The following is a 22,156-nucleotide window of genomic DNA, read 5'->3' on the forward strand; positions in this document are numbered from 1 at the left end:
GCGCATGGCGATGGTCCTGGCAAGCGAAGTGGTCGGCTTCTGGCGCGAGGCCGGACGCGAAAAATGGTTCAACGGCGGCGAAGCGTTCGATGCCGAATGCCGGCGGCGTTTCGCGGACGCGCACCACGCGGCGGCGCGTCGCGAATGCGAGGCATGGCTGGACGAGGCGGAGTCGGCGCTGGCGCTGATCCTGCTGCTCGACCAGATCCCGCGCAACATCTTCCGCGGCAGCGGGCATGCCTTCGCCACCGATGGCCTGGCCCGCCGCTATGCGCTCAAAGCGCTGCAAGCGGGGCATGACGCGCAGTGCGAAGCCGCGTTGCGCGGCTTTTTCTACCTGCCGTTCGAGCATTCCGAGGCGATGGCCGACCAGCATCGCGCGGTGGAGCTGTTCGCCGCGCTGGGCGATGACGTGATGTACGACTACGCGCTGCGCCATCGCGAGGTGATCGAGCGCTTCGGTCGTTTCCCGCATCGCAATGCCGCGCTGGGCCGGGTCAGCACGCCGGAGGAGCAGGCGTGGCTGGAGGCCGGCGGCGGTTTCTGAGACGTGCGCCGATGAGCGCCGGCGTCAGGCGTCGCCGCTTTCGCTCCAGGCCTCGATGCCACCGCTGACGTTGTAGACCTCGCGGAAGCCGCGTTGGCGGAAGTGCTCGGCGACCTGGCCGCTGCGGCCGCCCACCGCGCACAGGAAGGCGATCGGCGTGGTCTTGTCCAGTGCTTCGATCGCGGCCAGACCGTCGTCGAAATGGCGGTGCGCGACCGGTGCCGGGGCCAGCATGCGTTCCTCGCGCGGGCGCACGTCGACGAGGGTCAACTGGCCGGCACGCACGCGCTCGGCCACCTGCGCCGGGCTCAGTTCGCGCACCGGCGCCGGCGCGTTCGGATTGTGGATGACCAGGCCCTTGCCGCGCGCGTCATCGACATGGTCGAGGCTGAGGCCATCGGCGCGACGCAGGTCGGCCAGGGCGAATTGCAGCGGTACGCCCTCGACTTCGACGCGCACTGCCTGTGCATCCGCTTCGACCAGGTGCAGCTTGGTGCGGAACTGGCGGTCGATGGCGATTTCCACCACATGCCCGCCGCCTGCGTTGGCGATGGCCTGCTTCAGCATCGCCACCGCGCTTGGGGTCAGGCTGACCTTGGGCGGCGTGCGATCCGGCGGCGGCAGGCCGAGCGCGGCATGCAGCTCGCCGCTGGCCGCCATCTGCAGCACGATGTCGCTGCCGCCGACCAGTTCGCCATCGATGTACAGCTGCGGGATGGTCGGCCAGTCGCCGTAGAGCTTGATGCCTTCGCGGATGTCGCCATCGGCCAGCACGTCGACATGTGCGAATTCCACGCCGAGGTCCTGCAGCGCGCCGGCGGCGGCCGCGGAAAAGCCGCACTGCGGCGCATCGGGCTGGCCCTTCATGAACAACACCACGCGTTCGGCGGCGAGCAGGTCGTGGATGCGTTGGCGCAGGGCGGGATCGAGGGACATGACGAAACTCCGGTTGATTCCCCCGATTTTACGCTGCACCGCGCAAGCGGCGTGGCATCATGCGCCGATGCCGGCCGACGCGCTTCACCAACCGCCGCGCCATCCGCATCGCTGGTGGGGGTGGCTGATCGCAAGCCAGCTGCTGGTGCTGCTGGTCGGCTGGCGCTGGGGCTGGGGCTGGCGCATCGGCCTGCCGTTGATGGTGCTCTCGCATCTGCCGTTCTGGTGGGGCGTGCTGTGGCCGTACTCGCGGCTGTATGGCCCGGTGCTGTGCCGCCTGCCCACGCAGGCACCCGAGGTCTGGCTGACCATTGATGATGGCCCTTCGGCGGACACCCCGGCGTTGCTTGACCTGCTCGACGAATTCGGCGCCAGGGCCACCTTCTTCCTCGTCGCGCAACGCGCCGCGGCGCAGCCGCAGCTGGTGGCCGAAATCGTGCATCGTGGGCATGACATCGGCAATCACAGCCACAGCCATCCGCAGGCCTGGTTCTGGGCACTGGGCCCGCGCCGCATGCGGGCGCAGATCGAACAGGCGCAGGCCACACTGACCGCGCTGGCCGGACGTGCGCCGCGCTGGTTCCGCGCCGTGGTCGGGATGAGCAATCCCTTCGTGCAGGCGCCGCTGCGTGACCTCGGGCTGGCGCGCGTGGCCTGGAGTGCGCGCGGCTTCGATGGCGTGGGATACCCCCCGCAACGGGTACTGGCCAGGCTGGCGCCGCAGTTGAAGCCGGGTGCGATCGTGCTGCTGCACGAAGGCGGCGCGGACGGACGTCATGTCGAGATCCTGCGCCGGGTGCTGGAGGAACTGGAACGGCGCGGCCTGCGCGCGGTGCTGCCGCCGGGCGACTGAGGCCGCCGGCGTGTGGGCGTTGCGCGCGGCGCGGTGACGAGGCCGGCGTTTGCCTCAGCCGGTGCCGCGCTCGGCCACCACCAGCCAGTTGTTGAACGGGGTGCGTCCACGCCACAGGGTGAACTCGGGCTGCAGGCCGGCATCGCGCAGCGCCTGCTCCAGCCAGTCGCGTTGCGGCAGGCGGCTGGGCCGGATCGGCATCCAGCCCCACAGCGCGGAGAGCCGGTCCACCAGCCGGGTGAAGCCGGCGCGCGGGCTGCCATCGGCAAGCCCGGTGCGCATCACCAGCCGACCGCCCGGTGCCAGCCGCGCGATGATCTGCTTGAGCAGTTCGCTGCGCGCCGCATCGTCGGGCAGGAATTGCAGCACGTCGAGCAGGGCGACGCTGCCGCTGTGCGCGGGCAGGCCGGCGCCGGCATCGCCCTGGCTGAACTGCGCGTTCTCCAGTCCCGCCCGCGCCATGCCGGCACGCGCCTGCGCGATCTTGCGCGGGTCGAGATCGGTACCGTGGTAGGGCATGTCGCGGCCCGCCGCGCGCAGCGCATGCAGCAGCAGGCCGATGCCGCAGCCGATGTCGAGCAGCGGCGCGTCGCAGCCCTGCAATGCATCGAGCACGCCGTCGTACAGCGGGTCGGTCGCCAGCTTGCTGCGCGCGTAGTAATAGTGGTGGCGGTCGAATGGCCGCTGCGGATCGAGGAAGGCGCGTGCCATCGCGCGTGCATCGCCGCTCATGCCAGTGCATCCAGCAACGCGCGCGCCGGCGCCAGCGCGATGCGGGTCCAGTGGGCGTACTGCCGCGCCGAGGGATGCAGGCCATCGGCGACCAGCATGTCCGCGTCATCGGCGAACGTGCGGCTCGCCGCGGTGACATCGACCAGGCAGATGCCATGCGCACGGCACACGGTGTCGATGTGCGCGTTGTAGTCATCCAGTTGCCGGCTCACCTGCGCCGGATCACGCCCCTCGCGGGCAGCGAACGGGGTGCCGCCCCAATCCGGGATGCTCAGCACCAGCACCCCGCGCGCGCCGTGCCGGCACAACCGCGTCGCGCGCTGCAGCAGGGCGTCGAAGCCGGTGGCGAATTCGGGCAGTGCACGGCCACGGTACTGGTCGTTGACGCCGATCTGCAGGCTGACCAGGTCCCAGCCGCCCGGCTCCGGCGCGGCCTCGTCCAGCGCATGTGCCAATTCGTCGGTGGTCCAGCCGGTGGTGGCGATGATGCGCGGGTCGCGCAGTGGCAGGTTCAGCTGGCGCAGTGCCGCAGCCAGCTGGAACGGCCAGGCATCGGCCGCGTCCACGCCTTCGCCGATGCTGTAACTGTCGCCCAGGGCGAGGTAGGCCAGGGTGCTCATGCTCGATGCTCCGCTGCGGATGGGCTCAGCAATACCATGTGCCGGTGTCAGCCATGCGCGCCGTGCACGCGCGCGGCGTCGGCATGCCGCGCCAGCACGCGGTCGATGCGGGTGAACACTTCGCGCAGCACCGCGGCCTCGGGCAGCAGGGTGACGCGGAAGTGGTCGCGGTAGGGCACGTTGAAGCTGGACCCGGGCACGATCAGCACCTGCTCCTGCTCCAGCAGTTGCAACGCGAAGCGATGGTCGTCGAAATCCCGCGCGGCTTCGCCCACCACCTGCGGGAAGCCGTACAGTGCCGCCTGCGGTGCCACCAGTTGCAGATGCGGGCTGGCTTCGCAGGCTTCGATCAGCGCACGCCGGGTTTCGTGCAGCCGGCCGCCGGGCGCGGTCAGTGCACTGATGGTGTCGGCGCCCTGCAGTGCGGCCGCGATCGCGAACTGGCCCGGCACGTTGGCGCACAGGCGCAGCGCACCGAGCAGGTCGAGCGCATGGTGGAACGGGCCGATCACCGTCGGGTCGCCCGAGAGCAGTCCCCAGCCGACGCGCCAGCCGCAGGCGCGATGCACCTTGCTCAGCCCGCCCAGCGACAGGCAGGGCAGGTCGCCGGCCAGCGGGGCCAGCGGCTGGAAGGTGGCATCGTCGTACACGATGTGGTCGTAGATCTCGTCCGCCATCAGCACCAGGCGGTACTTGCCGGCGATGGCGACCAGACGCTCCAGCAATTCGCGCGGATAACTGGCGCCGGTCGGGTTGTTCGGATTGATCAACACGAGCGCACGGGTGCGGCTGGAGATCAGGCGCTCGACTTCCTCGGGGTCGGGCAGGAAGCCGTTTTCCGGGCGGCACGGGTAGTACACCGGGCGGCCGTCGTTGAGGATGGTCGCGGCCGACCACAGCGGGTAATCGGGCGAGGGCAACAGCACCTCGTCGCCGGGGTTGAGCAAGGCGCGCAGGGCGAGGTCGATCAACTCGCTCACCCCGTTGCCGATGAACACCCGCTCCGGTGCGGCGTTGGGCGTGCCGCGTGCACGGTGGAAATCGGCGATCGCCGCGCGCGCCTCGAGCAGGCCCTGCTGGTGGGTATACGGATCGGTGGCATGGATCTGCCCGGCGATGGCGCGTTGCAGGTGCTCGGGCGCGCGGAAACCGAAGGCGCCGGGATTGCCGATGTTGAGCTTGATCAGCTCATGCCCCTGCTGCTCCATGTCGCGTGCACGGCGCGCCAGTTCGCCACGGATTTCGTAGCGCACCTCGGACAGGCGATGGCGGGTGACGAGTGCGGACTGGGGCATGGCGCGGGCAGACGAATCGGGAGGCGTTGGCAAGCGTAATGGAAAATGCCGCGCCAGCGGCGGGCAGGCCGCGCTCGCTAGAATCCGCACATGCCCCATGACCCTGCCCATCCGTGAGCGATGCCGCTGCCGCGCTGGCGGTGATCGGCTGGCCCGATGCCGCGCGCCAGCCCGCGCAGTGGGCGGACCTGATCGCGGCGCACCCGGCGGCGCGCCCGGCGCGGGTGGTGGAGCAGCATCGCTCGGGCTACCTGCTGGCACGCGCGGCGGACGAAGCCTGGCCGGCGCAGTCGCTGCCCGGGTGGCAGCGCCCGCGTTGCCCGCCGCAGTCGCGCGCCGCGGTCGGCGACTGGGTGCTGGTCGAAGGCGAGGGCGCTGCCGCGCGCATCGTGGCGCTGCTGCCACGCTGGAGCTTGGTCAAGCGCGCGGCCGCCGGCGAGCACTACCGGCAGCAACTGATCGCCGCCAACGTGGACACGGTGTTCGTGGTCACTGGCCTGGATGCCGACTTCAACCCGCGCCGCATCGAACGCTACCTGCTGTTGCTCAAGGGCAGCGGCGTGCAGCCGGTGGTGGTGCTGACCAAGCGTGATCTCGCCGACGACGTGCCCGGCGCGCTGGCGGCGCTGGCCAGCCTCGCGGCACAACAGGTGCCGCTGCGTGCGATCAATGCGCGCGAGGAGGACAGTTTGGCGGCATTGCAGCCGTGGCTGGGGCACGGGCAAACGGTGGCACTGGTCGGTTCCTCCGGCGCGGGCAAGTCCACGCTGACCAATACCCTGCTGGGCGAGGCGCGGATGAAGACCGCGCAAGTGCGCGCGCGTGATGCGCGTGGGCGCCACACCACCACCCATCGCGCGCTGATGGTGCTGCCTGCCGGTGCCTGTCTGATCGATACCCCCGGCATGCGTGAACTCAAGCCCACCGGCGAGGAGCGCCTGGATCAGGCGGGATTCGACGACATCGAAGCGCTTGCCGGCGAATGCCGCTTCCGCGACTGCCGCCATCGGGTCGAGCCCGGCTGCGCGCTGCGCGCGGCGGTGGCCGCCGGGCAGCTCGACCCCGCACGGCTTGCCAACTACCTCAAGCTGCGTGACGAGCTGGCCGCCGCGGCTGACAGCCTCGCCGCGCGCCAGGCATCCCGACCACCGACGTGAAGTCGGTGGTCGGGAATGGGCTGACCGTCGCGGCGCGCGCGACGAGACGACACGCATCACTGCGGCCAGAAGTTGATGAAGCCGGTGATGATCAGCGCGTTGGTGAAGTCGATGAAGAACGCGCCCACCAGCGGCGCCACCATCCATGCGCGCGGCGCCGCACCGAAGCGCTGCACCAGTTTCTGCATCACCGCCATCGCGTTGGCAGTGGTGCCGAGCATGAAGCCGATGAAGCCACCGGCCATCACCGCGCCATCGTAGTCGCGTCCCATCAACCGGTACACCGGGCCGGCCACCAGCACCACCAGCACCAGCTGCACGGCGAGGATGACCAGCAGCGGCAGGGCGAGGCCCGCCAGTTCCCACAGTTTGAGGTTCATCAGCGCGACCGCGAGGAACAGGGCCAGGCAGATGTTGCCGATCATGTCGGTGGTCTTCATCGACAGCCCGAACCAGCCGGTGTAGTCATCGATGTTGCGCACGATCGCGCCGACCATCATCGCGCCGATGTAGGCCGGCAGGGTGATCGCATGCGACTTCAGCCAGCCGTCGATCACCGAGCCGATCCACAGCGCGACCAGCATCAGCACGATGCTCTTGAGCGCGATGTGCTCGCGTTCGTGCTCGTCGGCCGGCACCAGCGCGAGGTCCTGCGCCGGGGCGTCGCCGGCGTCCTTCGGCGTCGCCGCGCCGGGCACACGGATGCCGGCGCGGCCGATCAGCCGGGTGACCACCGGGCCGCCGACCAGCCCGCCCAGCACGATGCCGGCCATGGCCGCGGTCACCGCGATGGAATCGGCGCCGCGCACCCCGGCCTGCTCGAACAGCGGGGCGAAGGCCAGGCCGGTGGCCGGGCCGCCGGTGAGGGTGGCAGAGCCGGCCAGCACGCCGAACATCGGATGCAGGCCGAACACCGTGGCCACACTGATGCCGACCAGGTTCTGCACCGTGGCGAACACGCTGCAGATCAGCAGGAACAGCGCCACCTGCGGCCCGCTGACCTTGAGCAGGGACAGGCTGGCGTTGAAGCCGACGCTGGTGAAGAAGGCGATCATCAATGCCGATTGCAGCGAAGTATCGAGCTGGAACAGGGTGGCGCCGCGCGAATGCGCGGCCCAAGCGACGAGGGCGATCACCAGTCCGCCCACCACCGGTTCGGGAATGCTGTAGCGCTGCAGCACGCCGATGCGCTGGCACAGCCAGTAGCCGAGCATCAGCACCACGCCGGCGAAGGCGAGTGTCTGCACCGGGTCGAGTTTGATCATGTCATCACCATGGGAAGGGTCACAGGCAGGTCACCGGCAGATGATCCACGATGCATGCGACGGCGTCGCGGCGACATCTGCGGTCGCGGAATCCGCCAACGCGCAGCGAGGTGCACGGGCGATCCCGGCCACGGCGGTTGCCGCCGGAATCGTCCGGCGCACTGCCCGGATGAAGCGGAAAAGGGTTGGCCAGCGCGGCTTGCTCATGCGGTCGTGGAGTTGCAGGGCCCCGCCAACGGTGCCCTGTTGCCATGCACGACGCAAGACAGTGGCGCGAGGTGGGTAGAATGCGGGTGGACCGATTGTGACGGATGCCCATGGCCAGCCAGGACGATTTCAAGAAAGCCGCACTCGAATATCACCGGCAGTTTCCGCCGGGCAAAATCAAGGTGACGGCAACCAAGGCCATGGTCACGCAGCGCGACCTGTCGCTGGCCTATTCCCCCGGCGTGGCCTATGCCTGCGAGGCGATCGTGGAGGACCCGAACGTCGCCAGCGACGTCACCGCGCGCGGCAACCTGGTGGCGGTGATCACCAACGGTACCGCGGTGCTGGGCCTGGGCGACATCGGTCCCTTGGCCGGCAAGCCGGTGATGGAAGGCAAGGGCGTGCTGTTCAAGAAGTTCGCCGACATCGACGTGTTCGACATCGAGATCGACGAGCGCGATCCGGACAAGCTGGTCGAGATCATCGCCTCGCTGGAGCCGACCTTCGGTGGCATCAATCTCGAGGACATCAAGGCGCCGGAGTGCTTCATCGTCGAGCGCAAGCTGCGCGAGCGGATGAAGATCCCGGTGTTCCACGACGATCAGCACGGCACCGCGATCATCGTCGGCGCCGCGGTGACCAACGCGCTGGAAGTGGCCGGCAAGAAGATCGAGGACGTGCGCATCGCCACCACCGGTGCCGGTGCCGCCGGCATCGCCTGCCTCGACATGCTCGTCGCGCTTGGCGCGCGGCGCGAGAACATCACCGCGTTCGACCGCGAAGGCGTGATTTACCACGGGCGCCCCAACCTCGACCCGGACAAGGCGCGCTACGCCAGCGACACCGACGCGCGCAGCCTGGAGGAGATCGTCGCCGGCAGCGACGTGTTCCTCGGCCTGTCCGCCGGCGGCATCCTCAAGCCGGAGATGGTGCAGACCATGGCCGAGCAGCCGATCATCCTCGCGCTGGCCAACCCGCACCCGGAAATCCTGCCCGAGGACGCGCAGGCGGTGCGTCCGGACGCGATCATCGCCACCGGCCGCAGCGACTACCCGAACCAGGTCAACAACGCGCTGTGTTTCCCCTACATCTTCCGCGGTGCGCTGGACGTGGGCGCGACCGAGATCAACGAGGCGATGAAGCTGGCCTGCGTGCGTGCGATCGCCGCGCTGGCACGGATGGAAGCCAGTGACCTGGGCAGCGCCTACGGCAACGAGATTCCGCGTTTCGGCCGTGAATACCTGATCCCGCGGCCGTTCGATCCGCGCCTGATCCAGGTGGTCGCACCGGCGGTGGCGCGTGCGGCGATGGAGTCGGGCGTGGCGCGGCGCCCGATCACGGACATGCCGGCCTACGAGGAGCGCCTCGCCCAGTTCATCCACAAGACCGGCCTGATGATGAAGCCGGTGTACGAGCGTGCGCGTTCGGACATCAAGCGCATCGCCTATGCCGAGGGCGAGGAATACACCGTGCTGCGCGCGGTGCAGATCGTGGTCGACGAGACGCTGGCGCGCCCGATCCTGATCGGCCGCCCGGCGGTGATCGAGAATCGGATCGAGAAGCTCGGCCTGCGTCTGCGCGCGGGCGAGGACTACGAGCTGGTCAACCTCGACGACGATCCGCGCTTCAACGATTACTGGCAGCACTACCACCGCCGCAATGAGCGCAACGGCATCAGCGAAGAAGCGGCCAAGACCCTGGTGCGCTCGCGTTCCACGCTGGTGGCGGCCCTGATGGTCGAACGCGGCGACGCCGACGCGATGATCTGCGGCCTGGTCGGACGCTTCCACAAGAAGCTCGGCTATCTGCGCTCGGTGTTCGATTTCGAGCCCGGGATCACCGGCACCTCGGCCATGACCGGGGTGATCAACGACCACGGTGCGTGGTTCTTCACCGACACCCATGTGCAGCCCGACCCGACGGCCGAGCAGATCGCCGAGGCCACCTTGCAGGCGGCGTGGCGGCTCAAGCAGTTCGGCGTCGAGCCGCGTATCGCGCTGCTCTCGCACAGCAATTTCGGCAGCCACGGTGATGCTTCGTCGACCAAGATGCGACGCGTGCGCGAACTGGTGCTGGCGCGTGCACCCAAGCTCAACCTCGACGGCGAGATGATGGCGGACACCGCCTGGGACGAAGTCCTGCGCCATCGGATCTTCCCCAACACCACGCTCAAGGGGCGCGCCAATCTGCTGGTGATGCCGAACCTGGACGCGGCCAACATCGGCTACAACCTGATCCGCGTCGCCACCGGTGGCGTCGCGCTGGGGCCGATCCTGATGGGCCTGGACAAGCCGGCGCACATCCTGACCCAGGCGGCCACTCCGCGGCGGGTGGTCAACATGACCGCGATCGCCGCGGTGGATGCGCAGATCCGCGCCGCACGCCAGCGCTGAGGCCCACTGCCGGGCGGCTTGCGCGCCGCCCGGGCAGCGGGAAACCACATTCGCAAATAACCCCCGGGTAAAATTGCGCTGCAACACGGAGCGTACGGCCTGCTTGCTAGACTCGTCAGTTCCCAAGCTGAACTGAGCGGTGCGCGCATGAACTGGCTGAGCGAAATCCTGCACGACGATCCGGATCCGACCGAAACCCGCGAATGGGTCGAGTCGATCAAGGCGGTGATCGACCAGCGCGGCCCCGAGCGCGCCCACCAGCTGTTGCAGGGCATGGTCGAGCTGACCCGTCGTGCCGGTGCGCACATGCCGTTCGCGCCGACCACCGACTACATCAACACCATCCCCGCGCACCTGGAATCGAAGATGCCCGGCGATGCGCAGATGGAATGGCGCATCCGTTCGATGATCCGCTGGAACGCGATGGCGATGGTGGTGCGCGCCAACCGCAAGCCCGGCGAGCTGGGTGGCCACATCGCCAGCTTCGCCTCCTCGGCCACGCTCTACGACGTCGGCTTCAACCACTTCTGGCGCGCGCCCTCGGCTGATCACCCGGGTGATTTGCTGTACATCCAGGGCCACAGCTCGCCCGGCATCTACGCCCGCGCCTTCCTCGAAGGCCGCATCAGCGAATCGCAGCTCGACAACTTCCGCATGGAGGTCGATGGTCAGGGCATCAGTTCCTATCCGCACCCGTGGCTGATGCCGGATTTCTGGCAGACCGCCACGGTATCGATGGGGCTGGGGCCGATCGCCGCGATCTATCAGGCGCGCAACTGGAAGTACCTCGAGGCGCGCGGCCTGATGCCGAAGACCGACCGCAAGGTGTGGTGCTTCATGGGCGATGGCGAAACCGACGAGCCCGAATCGCTGGGCGCGATCTCGGTCGCCGGGCGCGAAGGCCTGGACAACCTGGTGTTCGTGATCAACTGCAACCTGCAGCGCCTGGACGGGCCGGTGCGCGGCAACGGCAAGATCATCCAGGAACTGGAAGGCCAGTTCCGCGGCGCCGGCTGGAACGTGATCAAGCTGGTCTGGGGCAGCTACTGGGATCCGCTGCTGGCGGCCGATCGCGACGGCATGCTGAAGAAGCTGATGATGGAAACCGTCGATGGCGAGTACCAGAACTGCAAGGCCTTCGGCGGCGCCTACACGCGCGAGCACTTCTTCGGCAAGTACCCGGAAACCGCCGCGCTGGTCGCCAACATGAGCGACGAGGACATCTGGCGCCTGAACCGCGGCGGCCACGATCCGCACAAGGTGCACGCGGCCTACCAAGCGGCGATGAAGCAGGAAGGCATGCCGACCGTGATCCTGGCCAAGACGGTCAAGGGCTATGGCATGGGTGCGGCCGGCGAGGCGCTGAACCCGACCCACCAGACAAAGAAGCTGGACGACGATGCGGTGCGCATCTTCCGCGACCGCTTCAAGCTCGACATCCCCGACGAAGCGTTCGCCGACGGCGCGGTGCCGTTCCTGCACCCGGGCAAGGATTCGCCGGAAGTGGAATACATGCTCGAGCGCCGCCGCGCGCTGGGCGGCTTCCTGCCGCAGCGCCGGCGCAAGGCCAGCGATTCGCTGCAGGTGCCGGGGCTGGAGGCATTCGAGCGCCTGACCAAGGCCACCGGCGAGCGCGAGATCAGCACCACCATGGCCTTCGTGCAGGCGCTGGCGGTGGTGTTGCGCGACAAGCAGATCGGCCCGCGCTGCGTGCCGATCGTCGCCGACGAGGCGCGCACCTTCGGCATGGAAGGGCTGTTCCGCCAGCTCGGCATCTACGCCCCGCAGGGGCAGAAGTACAAGCCGGTGGATGCCGACCAGCTGATGTTCTATCGCGAGGACCAGGCCGGTCAGGTGCTGCAGGAAGGCATCACCGAGGCCGGTGCGTTCGCCTCCTGGCTGGCCTCGGCCACCAGCTACAGCGTGAACGACCTGCAGATGCTGCCGTTCTACATCTACTACTCGATGTTCGGCTTCCAGCGCGTCGGCGATGCCGCCTGGCAGGCCGCCGACATGCGTGCACGCGGCTTCCTGCTCGGCGCCACCGCCGGGCGCACCACGCTCAATGGCGAGGGCCTGCAGCACGAGGACGGGCAGAGCCAGTTGCAGGCCAGCTTCATCCCCAACTGCCGCAGCTACGACCCCACCTTCCATTACGAAGTGGTCACCCTCCTGCAGCACGGCATGCAGCGCATGCTGGCCGAACAGCGCGACGAGTATTGGTACCTGACCCTGATGAACGAGAACTACCCGCACCCGGAAATGCCCGAGGGCAGTGCCGAGGGCATCATCAAGGGCATGTACCTGCTCAGCGATGCCGGCAAGGCGAAGAAGGGCGAGCTGCGGGTGCAGCTGATGGGTTCGGGCACGATCCTGCGCGAGGCGATCGCCGCGGCCGAGCTGCTGGACAAGGAGTTCGGCATCAAGGCCGACATCTGGTCATGCCCCAGCTTCACCGAGCTGGCGCGCGACGGTGAGGAGGCGGTCCGCCACAACCGGCTGAACCCGGAAGCGAAGCAGCGTCGCGTGCCCTACGTGACGGAACTGCTCGAAGGCCGCGCCGGCCCGGCGATCGCCGCCACCGACTACGTGCGCAGCTTCGCCAACCAGATCCGCGAGTTCGTGCCGATGCGCTACGTGGTGCTGGGCACCGACGGCTTCGGCCGCTCCGACACCCGCGCCAACCTGCGCCGCCACTTCGAGGTCGATCGCTTCCACATCGCCCAGGCCGCGGTGCACGCGCTGGCCGAGGACGGCAAGCTCACCGCCAAGGACGTGGCCCGCGCCAACAAGACCTGGGGCATCGCCAGCGACACGCCGTACCCGCTGTACGCCTGAACAGGCGGGCCGCGTGGCGTGTTCGCGGCGGCGTGCACGTGCTGCCGCCGAAGGGGCGTCACCAGCCGCTGGCGCCCTGCTCCTCGATGTGGCTGAAGGCCGAGTGCTGGCCGGTGGAGTCGTTGGGCACGCCGGTGGCGAAGTAGGCCACGCCGGTGCCGGCCCTGGGGTCGATCCACAGGCCGGAGAGCAGGCCGTAGGCGTTGCCGGAATGGCCCACCCGCGGGCGGGCGTCGCCGAACAGGTCGTCGCGGCATTCGCGGCCATCGCCACGCGCGATGTGCTGGGTGGCGAGGCCGTACGCGCAGAAGAAGCCGCCGCGATCGGGTTCGTCCTCCTCGCCGATCACCCCGTTGTGACCGTCATAGACCCACATCGGAGTCAGCAGCTGGCGCACCGAGCGGCGCTTGAGCACGCGCACGCCATCGAGCCGGCCGTTGTTGAGCAGCATGCGGCCAATGCGTGCCAGGCCGTTGGCGGAGATGCGCATGCTGCCCTGCGGCCCGAACATCGCACCGTTGGAACCGGGCCGCCAGTGCGCGTCGATGTCGCAGCCGCCATCAGCGCTGCGCATCACCGGGCATTCCGGTCGACGGCCTTGCAGATTGTCCACCTGCGGCTTGCGCTCGGTGTCGTACAGCACCACGGCGCGCGCGATCGCTTCGTCGCTGCAGCCCGACCAGTTGTGGCAGGCATCGATCTTCAGCGGCTCGAACACCAGGCGCCGCATCAGCCGGTCGAAGCGCTCGCCGCTGGCGCGTTCCATGACCTGGGCGATGAGGGGGAAGTTGAGGTTGCTGTAGCGGAAGAAGCGGCCCGGCGCGTGCGTGGTGTCCCACGCCGCCTCCTTGCCGAGAATGGAGCGGATGTCGCCATCCAGCGGCACGTTCCAGTAGCCGGCGTTGTCGGTCAGGCTGGAGGTATGCGAGAGCAGCATGCGCAGGGTGATCGGCACTTCGGGATGCGCCGGGTTGCGCAGGGCCCAACCCAGTTGCTGCGAGACGTCCTGATCCAGCTTCAGCTTGCCCTGCTCGACCAGACGCATCACGCCGATCGCGGCGGCGAGCTTGCTCACCGAGGCGATGCGTGCCGGGTCGTCGGCACTTATCGCGCGCCCGCTGGCGATGTCGGCCAGACCCTCGGCATGCGAGTCGGTGATGCCGTGGCGATCGAAGGCAACGCGGACCCGCGCCACCGGCTCGGCAGCCTGCGCAAGGCCGGCGCATGCAAACAGCAGCAGCGCAAACGCCGCCTTTTTCGCGATCAACGTCATGTCGTGTCCTTGTCCCGGGGGATATGGTTGGCACGGCCAGCGTAACCCGCCGTTGCAGGCGGCGAAAGGCCGTGGCAGGCGCGCGATTGCATCGCCGCCGTTGCGCCACCATGTCATGCCAAGGCGCGTGGCATGAGTGCGCGTGCATTCGTTCCGGCAGCGGACAGGAGATGACGATGCTTGCTCTTTCCATCCTCGACCTCGCCCCGATCATCGAAGGCGGCAGTGCGGCCGAGACCTTTGCCAACAGCGCCGAGCTGGCGCGCCAGGCGGAGGCCTGCGGCTATGCGCGCTACTGGCTGGCCGAGCACCACAACATGCCCGGCATCGCCAGCGCCGCGACGGCGGTGCTGATCGGCCATGTCGCGCAGGCGACCTCGCGCATCCGCGTCGGTGCCGGCGGCATCATGCTGCCCAACCACGCGCCGCTGCAGGTGGCCGAGCAGTTCGGCACGCTGGCGGCGTTGCATCCGCGGCGCATCGATCTCGGCCTCGGGCGTGCGCCGGGCACCGACCAGGCGGCGGCACAGGCGCTGCGCCGGTATTACCAGAGCGCCGAGGAGTTCCCGCAGGACGTGATCGAACTGCTGTCGCTGTTCGAGCCCGCACAGCCGGGGCAGCCGGTGCAGGCGGTACCCGGTGCCGGCGAGGAGGTCGAGGTATGGATTCTCGGCTCCAGCCTGTTCGGTGCCCAGCTCGCGGCGCGCCTGGGCCTGCCGTATGCGTTCGCCTCGCACTTCGCCCCGCAGATGCTGGAGCAGGCGCTGGCGGTGTATCGCGAAGGTTTCCGGCCGTCGCTGCGGCTGTCGGCGCCGCGGGTGATGCTGGCGATGAACGCGATCGCCGCCGAAAGCGATGCGGAGGCACGGCGCCTGTTCACCACCCAGCAGCAGGCGTTCCTGCGCCTGCGCCGCGGACAGGCCGGGCGCATGCCGCCGCCGCTGGCGTCGGCCGAGGCGATGGACGCGCTGTGCACGCCGCAGGAACAGGCGGGGCTGGCGCAGGCGCTGGCCTGTTCGGCGATCGGCACGCCGGAGCAGGTCGCCAGCGACATCCGCGCCTTCGCAGGCCGGCACGCCGCCGACGAGATCATCCTCACCTGCAACGTGTTCGACCACGCCGCGCGCATGCGCTCGCTGGCGATGACCGCCGCCGCCTGTGGCCTCGCCGCGAGTCCGGCATCGGCTTGAACCCGCGGCGCACGCCCCCATCTGTATCACTCGACGCGGAGGCCACATGCATCCCAGTGACAATCCCAATGTGTTCCACGCCACCACCATCGTCTCGGTGCGCCGCGACGACAGGGTGGTGATCGCCGGCGATGGCCAGGTCACGCTCGGCCATACGGTGATGAAGTCCAATGCGCGCAAGGTGCGCCGCCTGGGCGAGAACGGCCAGGTGCTGGCCGGTTTTGCCGGTGCCGCGGCCGATGCGTTCACCCTGTTCGAGCTGTTCGAGGCCAAGCTGCAGAAGCACGGCCAGCTGACCCGCGCCGCGGTCGAAATGGCCAAGGACTGGCGCACCGAACGGCGCCTGGGCAAGCTCGAGGCGCTGCTGGCGGTGGCCGACAGGGACACCTCGCTGATCATCAGCGGCACCGGCGACGTGATCGAGCCGGAGGATGGCCTGATCGCGATCGGCTCCGGTGGCATGTACGCGCTGTCCGCGGCGCGCGCCCTGCTCGCGCATACCGCGTTGTCGGCGCGCGAGATCGCGCAGGAAGCGCTGCAGATTGCCGGTGACGTGTGCATCTACACCAACCGCAACATCGTGCTGGAAGAACTCTGAGCCGCCCGCTGCCCGGCACCGCCGTGCGACCCGAGACGCCATGACCATGCAGAAGATCGACAACAGTTCCGCCTCCATGACCCCGCGCGAGATCGTCGCCGAACTCGACCGCCACATCATCGGCCAGCAGGACGCCAAGCGCGCGGTCGCCATCGCCCTGCGCAACCGCTGGCGGCGCATGCAGCTGGACGCGGACATGCGCCGCGAGGTCAGCCCGAAGAACATCCTCATGATTGGCCCGACCGGGGTCGGCAAGACCGAGATCGCGCGGCGCCTGGCGACGCTCGCCAATGCGCCGTTCGTCAAGGTCGAGGCGACCCGCTTCACAGAAGTCGGCTACGTCGGCAAGGACGTCGAGCAGATCATCCGCGACCTCGCCGATTCCGCGGTCAAGCTGTACCGCGAGCAGGCCAAGCAGCGCGTGCGCACGCAGGCCGAGGAGCGTGCCGAGGACCGCATCCTCGATGCCCTGCTGCCGCAGCGCGATGCGGGGAGCAGCTTCGGCTTCAACATCGACGAGGCGACCCGCGACGAACCCTCGCGGGTGGAGAGCGACACCCGTCGCAAGCTGCGCCAGCAACTGCGCGCGGGCGAGCTGGATCGTCGCGAGATCGAAATCGAAACCGCGGTCAACATGGGCGTGGACATCATGGCGCCGCCGGGCATGGAGGAAATGGGCCAGCAGTTGCGCTCGATGTTCTCCCAGCTCGCCGGCAACCGCACCCACAAGAAGACCCTGAGCATCCAGGCCGCGCGTACGCTGCTGACCGAGGAAGAGGCCGGCAAGCTGGTCAACGAGGACGATGTGCGCGAAGCGGCGATCGAGGCCTGCGAGCAGCACGGCATCGTCTTCATCGACGAGATCGACAAGGTGGCCAAGCGCAGCGAGGGCATGGGCGCGGACGTCTCGCGCGAGGGCGTGCAGCGCGATCTGCTGCCGCTGGTGGAAGGCTCCACGGTCAGCACCAAGTACGGCCCGGTGAAGACCGACCACATCCTGTTCATCGCCTCCGGCGCGTTTCACCTCGCCAAGCCCAGCGACCTGATCCCCGAGATGCAGGGCCGCTTTCCGATCCGGGTCGAGTTGAGTGCGCTCAGCAAGGACGATTTCGTGCGCATCCTGACCGAACCCAAGGCCGCGTTGACGCGGCAGTACGTGGAGCTGATGGGCACCGAGGGCGTGCGCCTGCGCTTCACCGACGATGCCATCGAACGCCTCGCCGCGATTTCGGCCACGGTCAACGAGCGCCAGGAAAACATCGGCGCGCGGCGTCTGCACACGGTGCTCGAGCGCCTGCTGGAATCACTCAGTTTCGAGGCCCCGGACAAGGGTGGCGAGGTGGTGATCGATGCCGCCTACGTGGATGCGCACCTGGACGAACTGGTCAAGGATCCGGATCTCTCGCGCTACATCCTGTAAGACTTTCCCACGCCACACACGTGGTTTGCATGACTCCGCCGGCTTGCTGTGCGGCAACGCGCGGCGCATGATGCGCAGCCGATGAGGGCTGCGAGAGGGCAGGGGATGGCAGGCACGGTGCTGGTGCTGGGCGGCAACGGGTTCATTGGTGGCTACATCGTCGCCGCGCTGCGCGAATCCGGTTGGTCGGTGATCAAGGGCGTGCGCCCGCATGGGCAGCCGCCGGCCGACGACGAGTGCCATTGCGACCTGATGCGCATGCAAGCGCCGCAGGACTGGGCGCCGTTGCTGGAAGGCGTGGATGCGGTGGTCAACGTCGCCGGCATCCTGCGCGAGGAACAGGGCCAGACCTTCGCCGGCCTGCATGTCGATGGCCCGCTGGCGCTGGCCGAAGCCTGCGTGGCGCAGGGCGTGGACTGTTTCGTGCAGGTATCGGCGCTGGGCGCGCCCGAGGATGGCGACTTCATCGCCAGCAAGCATGATTTCGATCAGCGCCTGCTGGCGCTGCCGCTGCGCGCGGTGGTGCTGCGGCCCTCACTGGTGTACGCCGCAGCCGGATCCTACGGCGGCAGCTCATTGCTGCGCGCACTGGCCGGGTTTCCCGGCTTCCAGTGGTTGCCCGGACATGCGCGCTGGCTGGTGCAGCCGGTGGCCGCCGAAGATGTCGGTCGCACCGTGGTGGTGGCGCTGGTCTCCAAGCGTACGCGAGGCGTGTACGAAGTCGGCGGGCCGCAGCGCATGAGCCTGGCCGAGTACCAGTCGGCCTGGCGGCGCTGGCTGCGCATCCCCGGGCGGCGCGCGTTGCATGTGCCCGAGCCGCTGGTGTCGATGCAGGTCGCGCTGTGGGAGCGCCTGGGCCGTGGCCCGGTCGGTCAGACCATGTGGCGCATGCTGCGGCGGGGCAATGTCGCCGCGGACAATGCCCTGCCGCGCCTGCACGATGACCTCGGCATCGAGCCGCGCAGTCTCACTGCCGCGCTCGCTGCGCAACCGAGCCAGGTGCAGGACCGCTGGCAGGCGCAGTTGTATTTTCTCGTGCCCACATTGCGCTTGGCGGTGGTGGTGCTGTGGCTGATCTCGGCCTGGGCCGGCTGGCGCACGCCGGCCGCGGAAATCGAGCAGCTCACGGCGGGCAGTGCACTCGCCACGCTGGAACCGGTCGCGCTGGCGCGCATCGCCGCAGGCATCGACCTGGTGCTCGCGCTGTGGCTCGCCAGTGGCTGGCGACCGCGCCTGGTACTCGGCCTGATGGGGATTTCGGTGCTTGCCTACACCGTGGTGTTCGGCCTGCTGTTGCCCGGCCTGTGGCTGGAGCCGCTGGGCGGGCTGGCCAAGAATCTGGTGCTGCTGCCGGCGCTGGCGGTGTTGTGGGTTCTGGTCGAGAGGCGTTGAGAGATGCTGTACACGGCATTGACGGTGGTGCACATCCTCTCCGCGGCGGTGCTGTTCGGCACCGGCATGGGCATCGCCTTCTTCATGTGGATGGCGCATCGGCGTGGCGATGTCGCGCACATCGCCTCCACCGCGCGGCTGGTGGTGATCGCCGATGCCTGCTTCACCGCCCCGGCCGTTCTCGTGCAGTTGGGCACGGGTCTGGCGATGATGCATATCGCCGGCTGGACCTTCGGTTTCACCTGGCTGCGCTGGGCCTTGATCCTGTTCCTGTTCGTCGGCGCCTGCTGGCTGCCGGTGCTGTGGCTGCAGTGGCGCGTGCGCGACCTCGCGCGCGAAGCCGCCGCCGCCGGCCAGCCGCTGCCGCCGCGCTACCACCGCTACATGCGCATCTGGTTCTGGCTGGGCTGGCCGGCCTTCCTCAGCGTTGTCGCCATCTACATCCTGATGGAGTTCAAGCCGTCCTGATCCTGCGCGGCGGCGACCACCGTGATGCAGGGCGAGCCGGGGCCGGATGCGGGTCGACGGGCCATGGCCTGCATCGGCGCTATGCTGGAACTCCGTTCCCACGCATGCATCGCCATGAACCGCCTGCTGCTTGTCCCCGTGCTCCTGCTTGCACTCGGTGCCTGCACCTCGCTGCCCGCGACCGAAACCGGGGAGCTCCTGGTCGGCAACAAGTCGGCGGACACGGTGTGGCGGTTGTCGCTGGCCGATGGCCGCAAGCTCGGCGAGTTTCCCACCGGCCACCAGCCGCACGAGATCGCGGTATCGGCGGATGGCGGGCGCATCGTGGTCAGCAATTACGCCGACCATGCGCGCGGCAACAGCCTGAGCGTGATCGACCGTGGCGCCGCGCCACGCAGCGTGCCGCTCGGCGAAAAACGCCGTCCGCATGGCATCGCCTTCATTCCTGGCAGCCGCAGCGAGCTGCTGGTCAGCGCGGAAGGCACCGGCAGCCTGCTGCGGGTGGATCTGGATGCCGGTCAGGTGACCGCCGACATCGACGTCGGCGAGGGCATTGGCCACATGCTCGCGGTGTCGCCGGATGGCCGCACCACCTACGTCAGCAAGATCCGCGCGGGCACCGTGGTGCGCGTTGACCTGGACACCGCGCGCAAGACCCATGAAGTCGCCAGCGGCGCCGGCGCGGAAGGCATCGCCGTGCATCCGCACAGCGGCGAGGTCTGGGTCGGCAATCGCGCCGATGACAGCGTCACCATCCATGACCCGGACACGCTGGAGCTGCGCGCCAGGCTGCCCAGCACCGGCTTCCCGATCCGCGTCGCGTTCACCGCCGATGGCAGACACGCGCTGGTCACCAACGCCCGCGCCGCACGCCTGGCGGTGTTCGATGTCGCCCAGCGCAGGCAGGTCGCCGATGTGCGCATCGATGAGGACGGCGCGCAGTACGGCAAGAGTCTGCTCGGCGATACCGCACTGCCGATCGGCGTGATCGTCGATCCGCAGCGCCCGCGCGCCTATGTCGCGATCAGCGGCGGCGACGAGGTCGCGGTGGTCGATACCGCACGCTGGCAGGTCATCGACCGCTGGCCCACCGGCAAGGAGCCGGATGCGCTCGGCATCGTGCGCTGAATGCCCGAGCCCTGTTGCCGGCAGGCATGCCGTGGTGCACCGGCGCCGGGTGCGACAATCCGCTTGACGCTGGCTCCAGTCTGACCGCGGGGGAGAGATGAAGAAACTCGTTGCCATGACCCTGCTGGTGCTGGCGGGCGCCGCCCATGCCACCGATGCGATCACCCTGCAGAGCGATGGGGAAGGCGGCTTCACCGCCATCCTGAAAGCCGATCGGGCCCTGAGGACCGAAGATGCGCAACGCCGGCTGTTGCCGACACTGGCACGTGCATGCGGTGCGCTCAGCCCGGTGATGGGCCGTTACCGCTTCACTTCACGCAGTGACGTTTCCGCTGCGGCCGAAGATGCGGCCAGCTACGAGTTCATCCAGAACTTCACCTGCTCCGCGCAGATCGAATCCGGATCCACCGGGTCGACGCCGATCTCCATTTCGCAAGCGGAGCAGGAGCGCCTGGCGTCGCTGGTCGCCAGCCAGACCCGCAATTGGCTCGCGATGACGGAGGCCGAGCAGCTGCGCGCGTTCCATGACCGGTTTTCCCCGACGCTGGACGCCATGCTCCCGCTTGCGCAATGGCTGGATCAGCAGGCCCGGTTCCATCAGCAGGCGGGGCCTCTCCAGCCCGAGCCGGCACTCAAGGTCACCCCCTACATCGATCCGCCTGGCGCCCCCGAGCCGGGGATCTATCTTGCCGTCGATTTCCAGGCGAGTTACGCGCGTGCGCCCTTCCGCTGCGGGTACGTGATGTGGCTTCATGATCGGCAGTCGAGGCTGTCGATACTGCGCATCGAGGACGGTTTCGTCGATGCCGACCAAGCGGCCTCGCTGAGTGAAGCACAGCTGTCCCGGATCAAGGCCGGGTTCCGCTGTATCGCGCCGTGACTGCCGGTCATGGCGGTGATCGAGCGGCCTGCGTCCATGCGCCGGGGGGCTGATGTGCGCGGCGGACAAGTCGGCTTGCACTGTCGCTGCCGCGAACATGAACCCGCCCCTGTGGCGCTTCCCGGGTCGGTGCGATAATCCGCGCATGAACGAACACGAGCAGGGCACCACCCACTTCGGTTTCCGTGACGTGCCGGTGGGCGAGAAGCAGAAGCTGGTCGGCGAGGTGTTCACCTCGGTGGCCGGCAATTACGACCTGATGAACGACCTGATGTCGCTGGGCATCCATCGGGCGTGGAAGCGCTATTTCGTCGCCACCGCGCAGGTCAAGCCGGGCGATCGGGTGCTGGATCTGGCTGGTGGCACCGGCGACATCGCCGCGCTGCTCAAGCCGCGCGTCGGCGATGCGGGTGAGCTGGTGCTGGGCGACATCAATGCCTCGATGCTCAAGGTCGGGCGCGACCGCATGACCAATCGCGGCCATGTGCGCGGCTTCGAATACGTGCAATGCAATGCGGAAAAGCTGCCGTTCCCGGATGCCAGCTTCGACCTCGTCACCATCGCCTTCGGCCTGCGCAACGTCACCGACAAGGATGCCGCGCTGGCGCAGATGCATCGCGTGCTCAAGGTCGGTGGCCAGGCGCGGGTGCTGGAGTTTTCCGAGGTCACCGCACCGTGGTTCAAGCCGCTGTACGACTTCCACAGCTTCAAGGTGCTGCCGCGGCTGGGCAAGCTGTTTGCGCGTGATGCCGACAGCTACCAGTACCTCGCCGAGTCGATCCGCAAGCACCCGCCGCAGGAAGCGCTGAAGGCGATGATGGAAGCGGCCGGGTTCGCCCGGGTCGGCTACCGCAACCTGTCCGCCGGCATCGTCGCGATCCATACCGGCTACAAGGCCTGAGCTGCCGCGCCGGACGCTCGTGGCCTTCAGCCGCGGGCAGGGCGGGGCTGCGGCGGCCGCGCT

Annotated in this window: 20 protein-coding genes; 13 read left to right on the forward strand and 7 right to left on the reverse strand. The window is 68.7% G+C overall.

All coding sequences use genetic code 11. From position 1 onward, the window contains the following. The first annotated feature begins 10 nt into the window (after positions 1–10). Positions 11–547, forward strand: a complete 537-nt coding sequence (locus ACW11F_RS06485; RefSeq protein ID WP_456996562.1) for a DUF924 family protein — start codon at positions 11–13, stop codon at positions 545–547. Positions 548–571: 24 nt separating this feature from the next. Here the strand turns inward: ACW11F_RS06485 and grxD are convergent, their stop codons facing one another. Further along, entirely contained in the window at positions 572–1,483 is a 912-nt protein-coding gene (gene grxD, locus ACW11F_RS06490; protein WP_456996098.1) for a Grx4 family monothiol glutaredoxin, read from the reverse strand. 67 nt (positions 1,484–1,550) lie between these two features. On the opposite strand from grxD, the gene ACW11F_RS06495 reads away from it, so the two are divergent. Further along, positions 1,551–2,336 (forward strand): polysaccharide deacetylase family protein, encoded by a 786-nt coding sequence (locus tag ACW11F_RS06495; RefSeq protein ID WP_456996099.1) that lies wholly within the window; start codon positions 1,551–1,553, stop codon positions 2,334–2,336. 54 nt (positions 2,337–2,390) lie between these two features. Here ACW11F_RS06495 and ACW11F_RS06500 read toward each other — a convergent pair whose 3' ends face one another. From ACW11F_RS06500 to ACW11F_RS06510, 3 genes are read right to left on the reverse strand one after another with little or no spacing between them, the layout of a single operon-like run. Next, on the reverse strand, positions 2,391–3,068 hold the full coding sequence (locus ACW11F_RS06500; RefSeq protein WP_456996100.1) for a class I SAM-dependent methyltransferase: 678 nt from the start codon (positions 3,066–3,068) through the stop codon (positions 2,391–2,393). Beyond that, positions 3,065–3,688, reverse strand: coding sequence for an SGNH/GDSL hydrolase family protein (locus tag ACW11F_RS06505; protein ID WP_456996101.1), 624 nt, complete (start codon positions 3,686–3,688; stop codon positions 3,065–3,067). The genes ACW11F_RS06500 and ACW11F_RS06505 overlap by 4 nt, the downstream gene beginning before the upstream one ends. Before the next feature lie 47 nt (positions 3,689–3,735). After that, complete coding sequence (locus ACW11F_RS06510; RefSeq protein WP_456996102.1) at positions 3,736–4,983, reverse strand: aminotransferase class I/II-fold pyridoxal phosphate-dependent enzyme; 1,248 nt, start codon at positions 4,981–4,983, stop codon at positions 3,736–3,738. 113 nt (positions 4,984–5,096) lie between these two features. Here ACW11F_RS06510 and rsgA point away from each other — a divergent pair, with 113 nt between their 5' ends. Next, positions 5,097–6,140, forward strand: coding sequence for a ribosome small subunit-dependent GTPase A (gene rsgA / locus ACW11F_RS06515; protein WP_456996104.1), 1,044 nt, complete (start codon positions 5,097–5,099; stop codon positions 6,138–6,140). A gap of 56 nt (positions 6,141–6,196) precedes the next feature. Here rsgA and gltS read toward each other — a convergent pair whose 3' ends face one another. Together gltS and ACW11F_RS06525 are read right to left on the reverse strand one after the other, a co-directional pair. Next, on the reverse strand, positions 6,197–7,405 hold the full coding sequence (gene gltS, locus ACW11F_RS06520) for a sodium/glutamate symporter (RefSeq protein WP_456996105.1): 1,209 nt from the start codon (positions 7,403–7,405) through the stop codon (positions 6,197–6,199). Positions 7,406–7,435: 30 nt separating this feature from the next. Further along, positions 7,436–7,612 (reverse strand): hypothetical protein, encoded by a 177-nt coding sequence (locus tag ACW11F_RS06525; RefSeq protein WP_456996106.1) that lies wholly within the window; start codon positions 7,610–7,612, stop codon positions 7,436–7,438. A 110-nt stretch (positions 7,613–7,722) separates the two neighbouring features. On the opposite strand from ACW11F_RS06525, the gene ACW11F_RS06530 reads away from it, so the two are divergent. Beyond that, positions 7,723–10,005 carry an NADP-dependent malic enzyme gene (locus ACW11F_RS06530; RefSeq protein WP_456996563.1) on the forward strand — a complete coding sequence of 761 codons (2,283 nt, stop codon included), beginning with the start codon at positions 7,723–7,725 and terminating at the stop codon, positions 10,003–10,005. Positions 10,006–10,152: 147 nt separating this feature from the next. Beyond that, positions 10,153–12,843 (forward strand): pyruvate dehydrogenase (acetyl-transferring), homodimeric type, encoded by a 2,691-nt coding sequence (aceE, locus tag ACW11F_RS06535; protein WP_456996107.1) that lies wholly within the window; start codon positions 10,153–10,155, stop codon positions 12,841–12,843. A 58-nt stretch (positions 12,844–12,901) separates the two neighbouring features. Here the strand turns inward: aceE and ACW11F_RS06540 are convergent, their stop codons facing one another. Beyond that, positions 12,902–14,116 (reverse strand): serine hydrolase domain-containing protein, encoded by a 1,215-nt coding sequence (locus ACW11F_RS06540; protein WP_456996108.1) that lies wholly within the window; start codon positions 14,114–14,116, stop codon positions 12,902–12,904. 176 nt (positions 14,117–14,292) lie between these two features. Between ACW11F_RS06540 and ACW11F_RS06545 the strand changes: the two genes are divergently transcribed. The 8 genes from ACW11F_RS06545 (at position 14,293) to ubiE (ending at position 22,093) form a co-directional block, all read left to right on the forward strand. Beyond that, a complete protein-coding gene (locus tag ACW11F_RS06545; protein ID WP_456996109.1) occupies positions 14,293–15,306 on the forward strand; it encodes an LLM class flavin-dependent oxidoreductase in 1,014 nt (337 codons plus the stop codon). Between the two features lie 46 nt (positions 15,307–15,352). After that, positions 15,353–15,904 (forward strand): ATP-dependent protease subunit HslV, encoded by a 552-nt coding sequence (hslV, locus tag ACW11F_RS06550; RefSeq protein ID WP_456996110.1) that lies wholly within the window; start codon positions 15,353–15,355, stop codon positions 15,902–15,904. 46 nt (positions 15,905–15,950) lie between these two features. After that, positions 15,951–17,324, forward strand: coding sequence for an ATP-dependent protease ATPase subunit HslU (gene hslU, locus ACW11F_RS06555; protein ID WP_456996564.1), 1,374 nt, complete (start codon positions 15,951–15,953; stop codon positions 17,322–17,324). Between the two features lie 105 nt (positions 17,325–17,429). Continuing rightward, positions 17,430–18,716, forward strand: a complete 1,287-nt coding sequence (locus ACW11F_RS06560; protein WP_456996111.1) for an SDR family oxidoreductase — start codon at positions 17,430–17,432, stop codon at positions 18,714–18,716. Between the two features lie 3 nt (positions 18,717–18,719). Continuing rightward, positions 18,720–19,184 carry a DUF2269 family protein gene (locus ACW11F_RS06565; protein ID WP_456996112.1) on the forward strand — a complete coding sequence of 155 codons (465 nt, stop codon included), beginning with the start codon at positions 18,720–18,722 and terminating at the stop codon, positions 19,182–19,184. A gap of 114 nt (positions 19,185–19,298) precedes the next feature. Further along, the gene (locus ACW11F_RS06570) at positions 19,299–20,312 is read left to right on the forward strand and encodes a YVTN family beta-propeller repeat protein (protein WP_456996113.1); all 1,014 of its coding nucleotides are present in this window, start codon (positions 19,299–19,301) and stop codon (positions 20,310–20,312) included. A gap of 115 nt (positions 20,313–20,427) precedes the next feature. After that, the gene (locus tag ACW11F_RS06575; protein ID WP_456996114.1) at positions 20,428–21,192 is read left to right on the forward strand and encodes a DUF4019 domain-containing protein; all 765 of its coding nucleotides are present in this window, start codon (positions 20,428–20,430) and stop codon (positions 21,190–21,192) included. A 145-nt stretch (positions 21,193–21,337) separates the two neighbouring features. Then, entirely contained in the window at positions 21,338–22,093 is a 756-nt protein-coding gene (gene ubiE / locus ACW11F_RS06580) for a bifunctional demethylmenaquinone methyltransferase/2-methoxy-6-polyprenyl-1,4-benzoquinol methylase UbiE (protein ID WP_456996115.1), read from the forward strand. Positions 22,094–22,156: the final 63 nt, after the last annotated feature.

This window comes from Luteimonas sp. e5 (genome assembly GCF_054031035.1).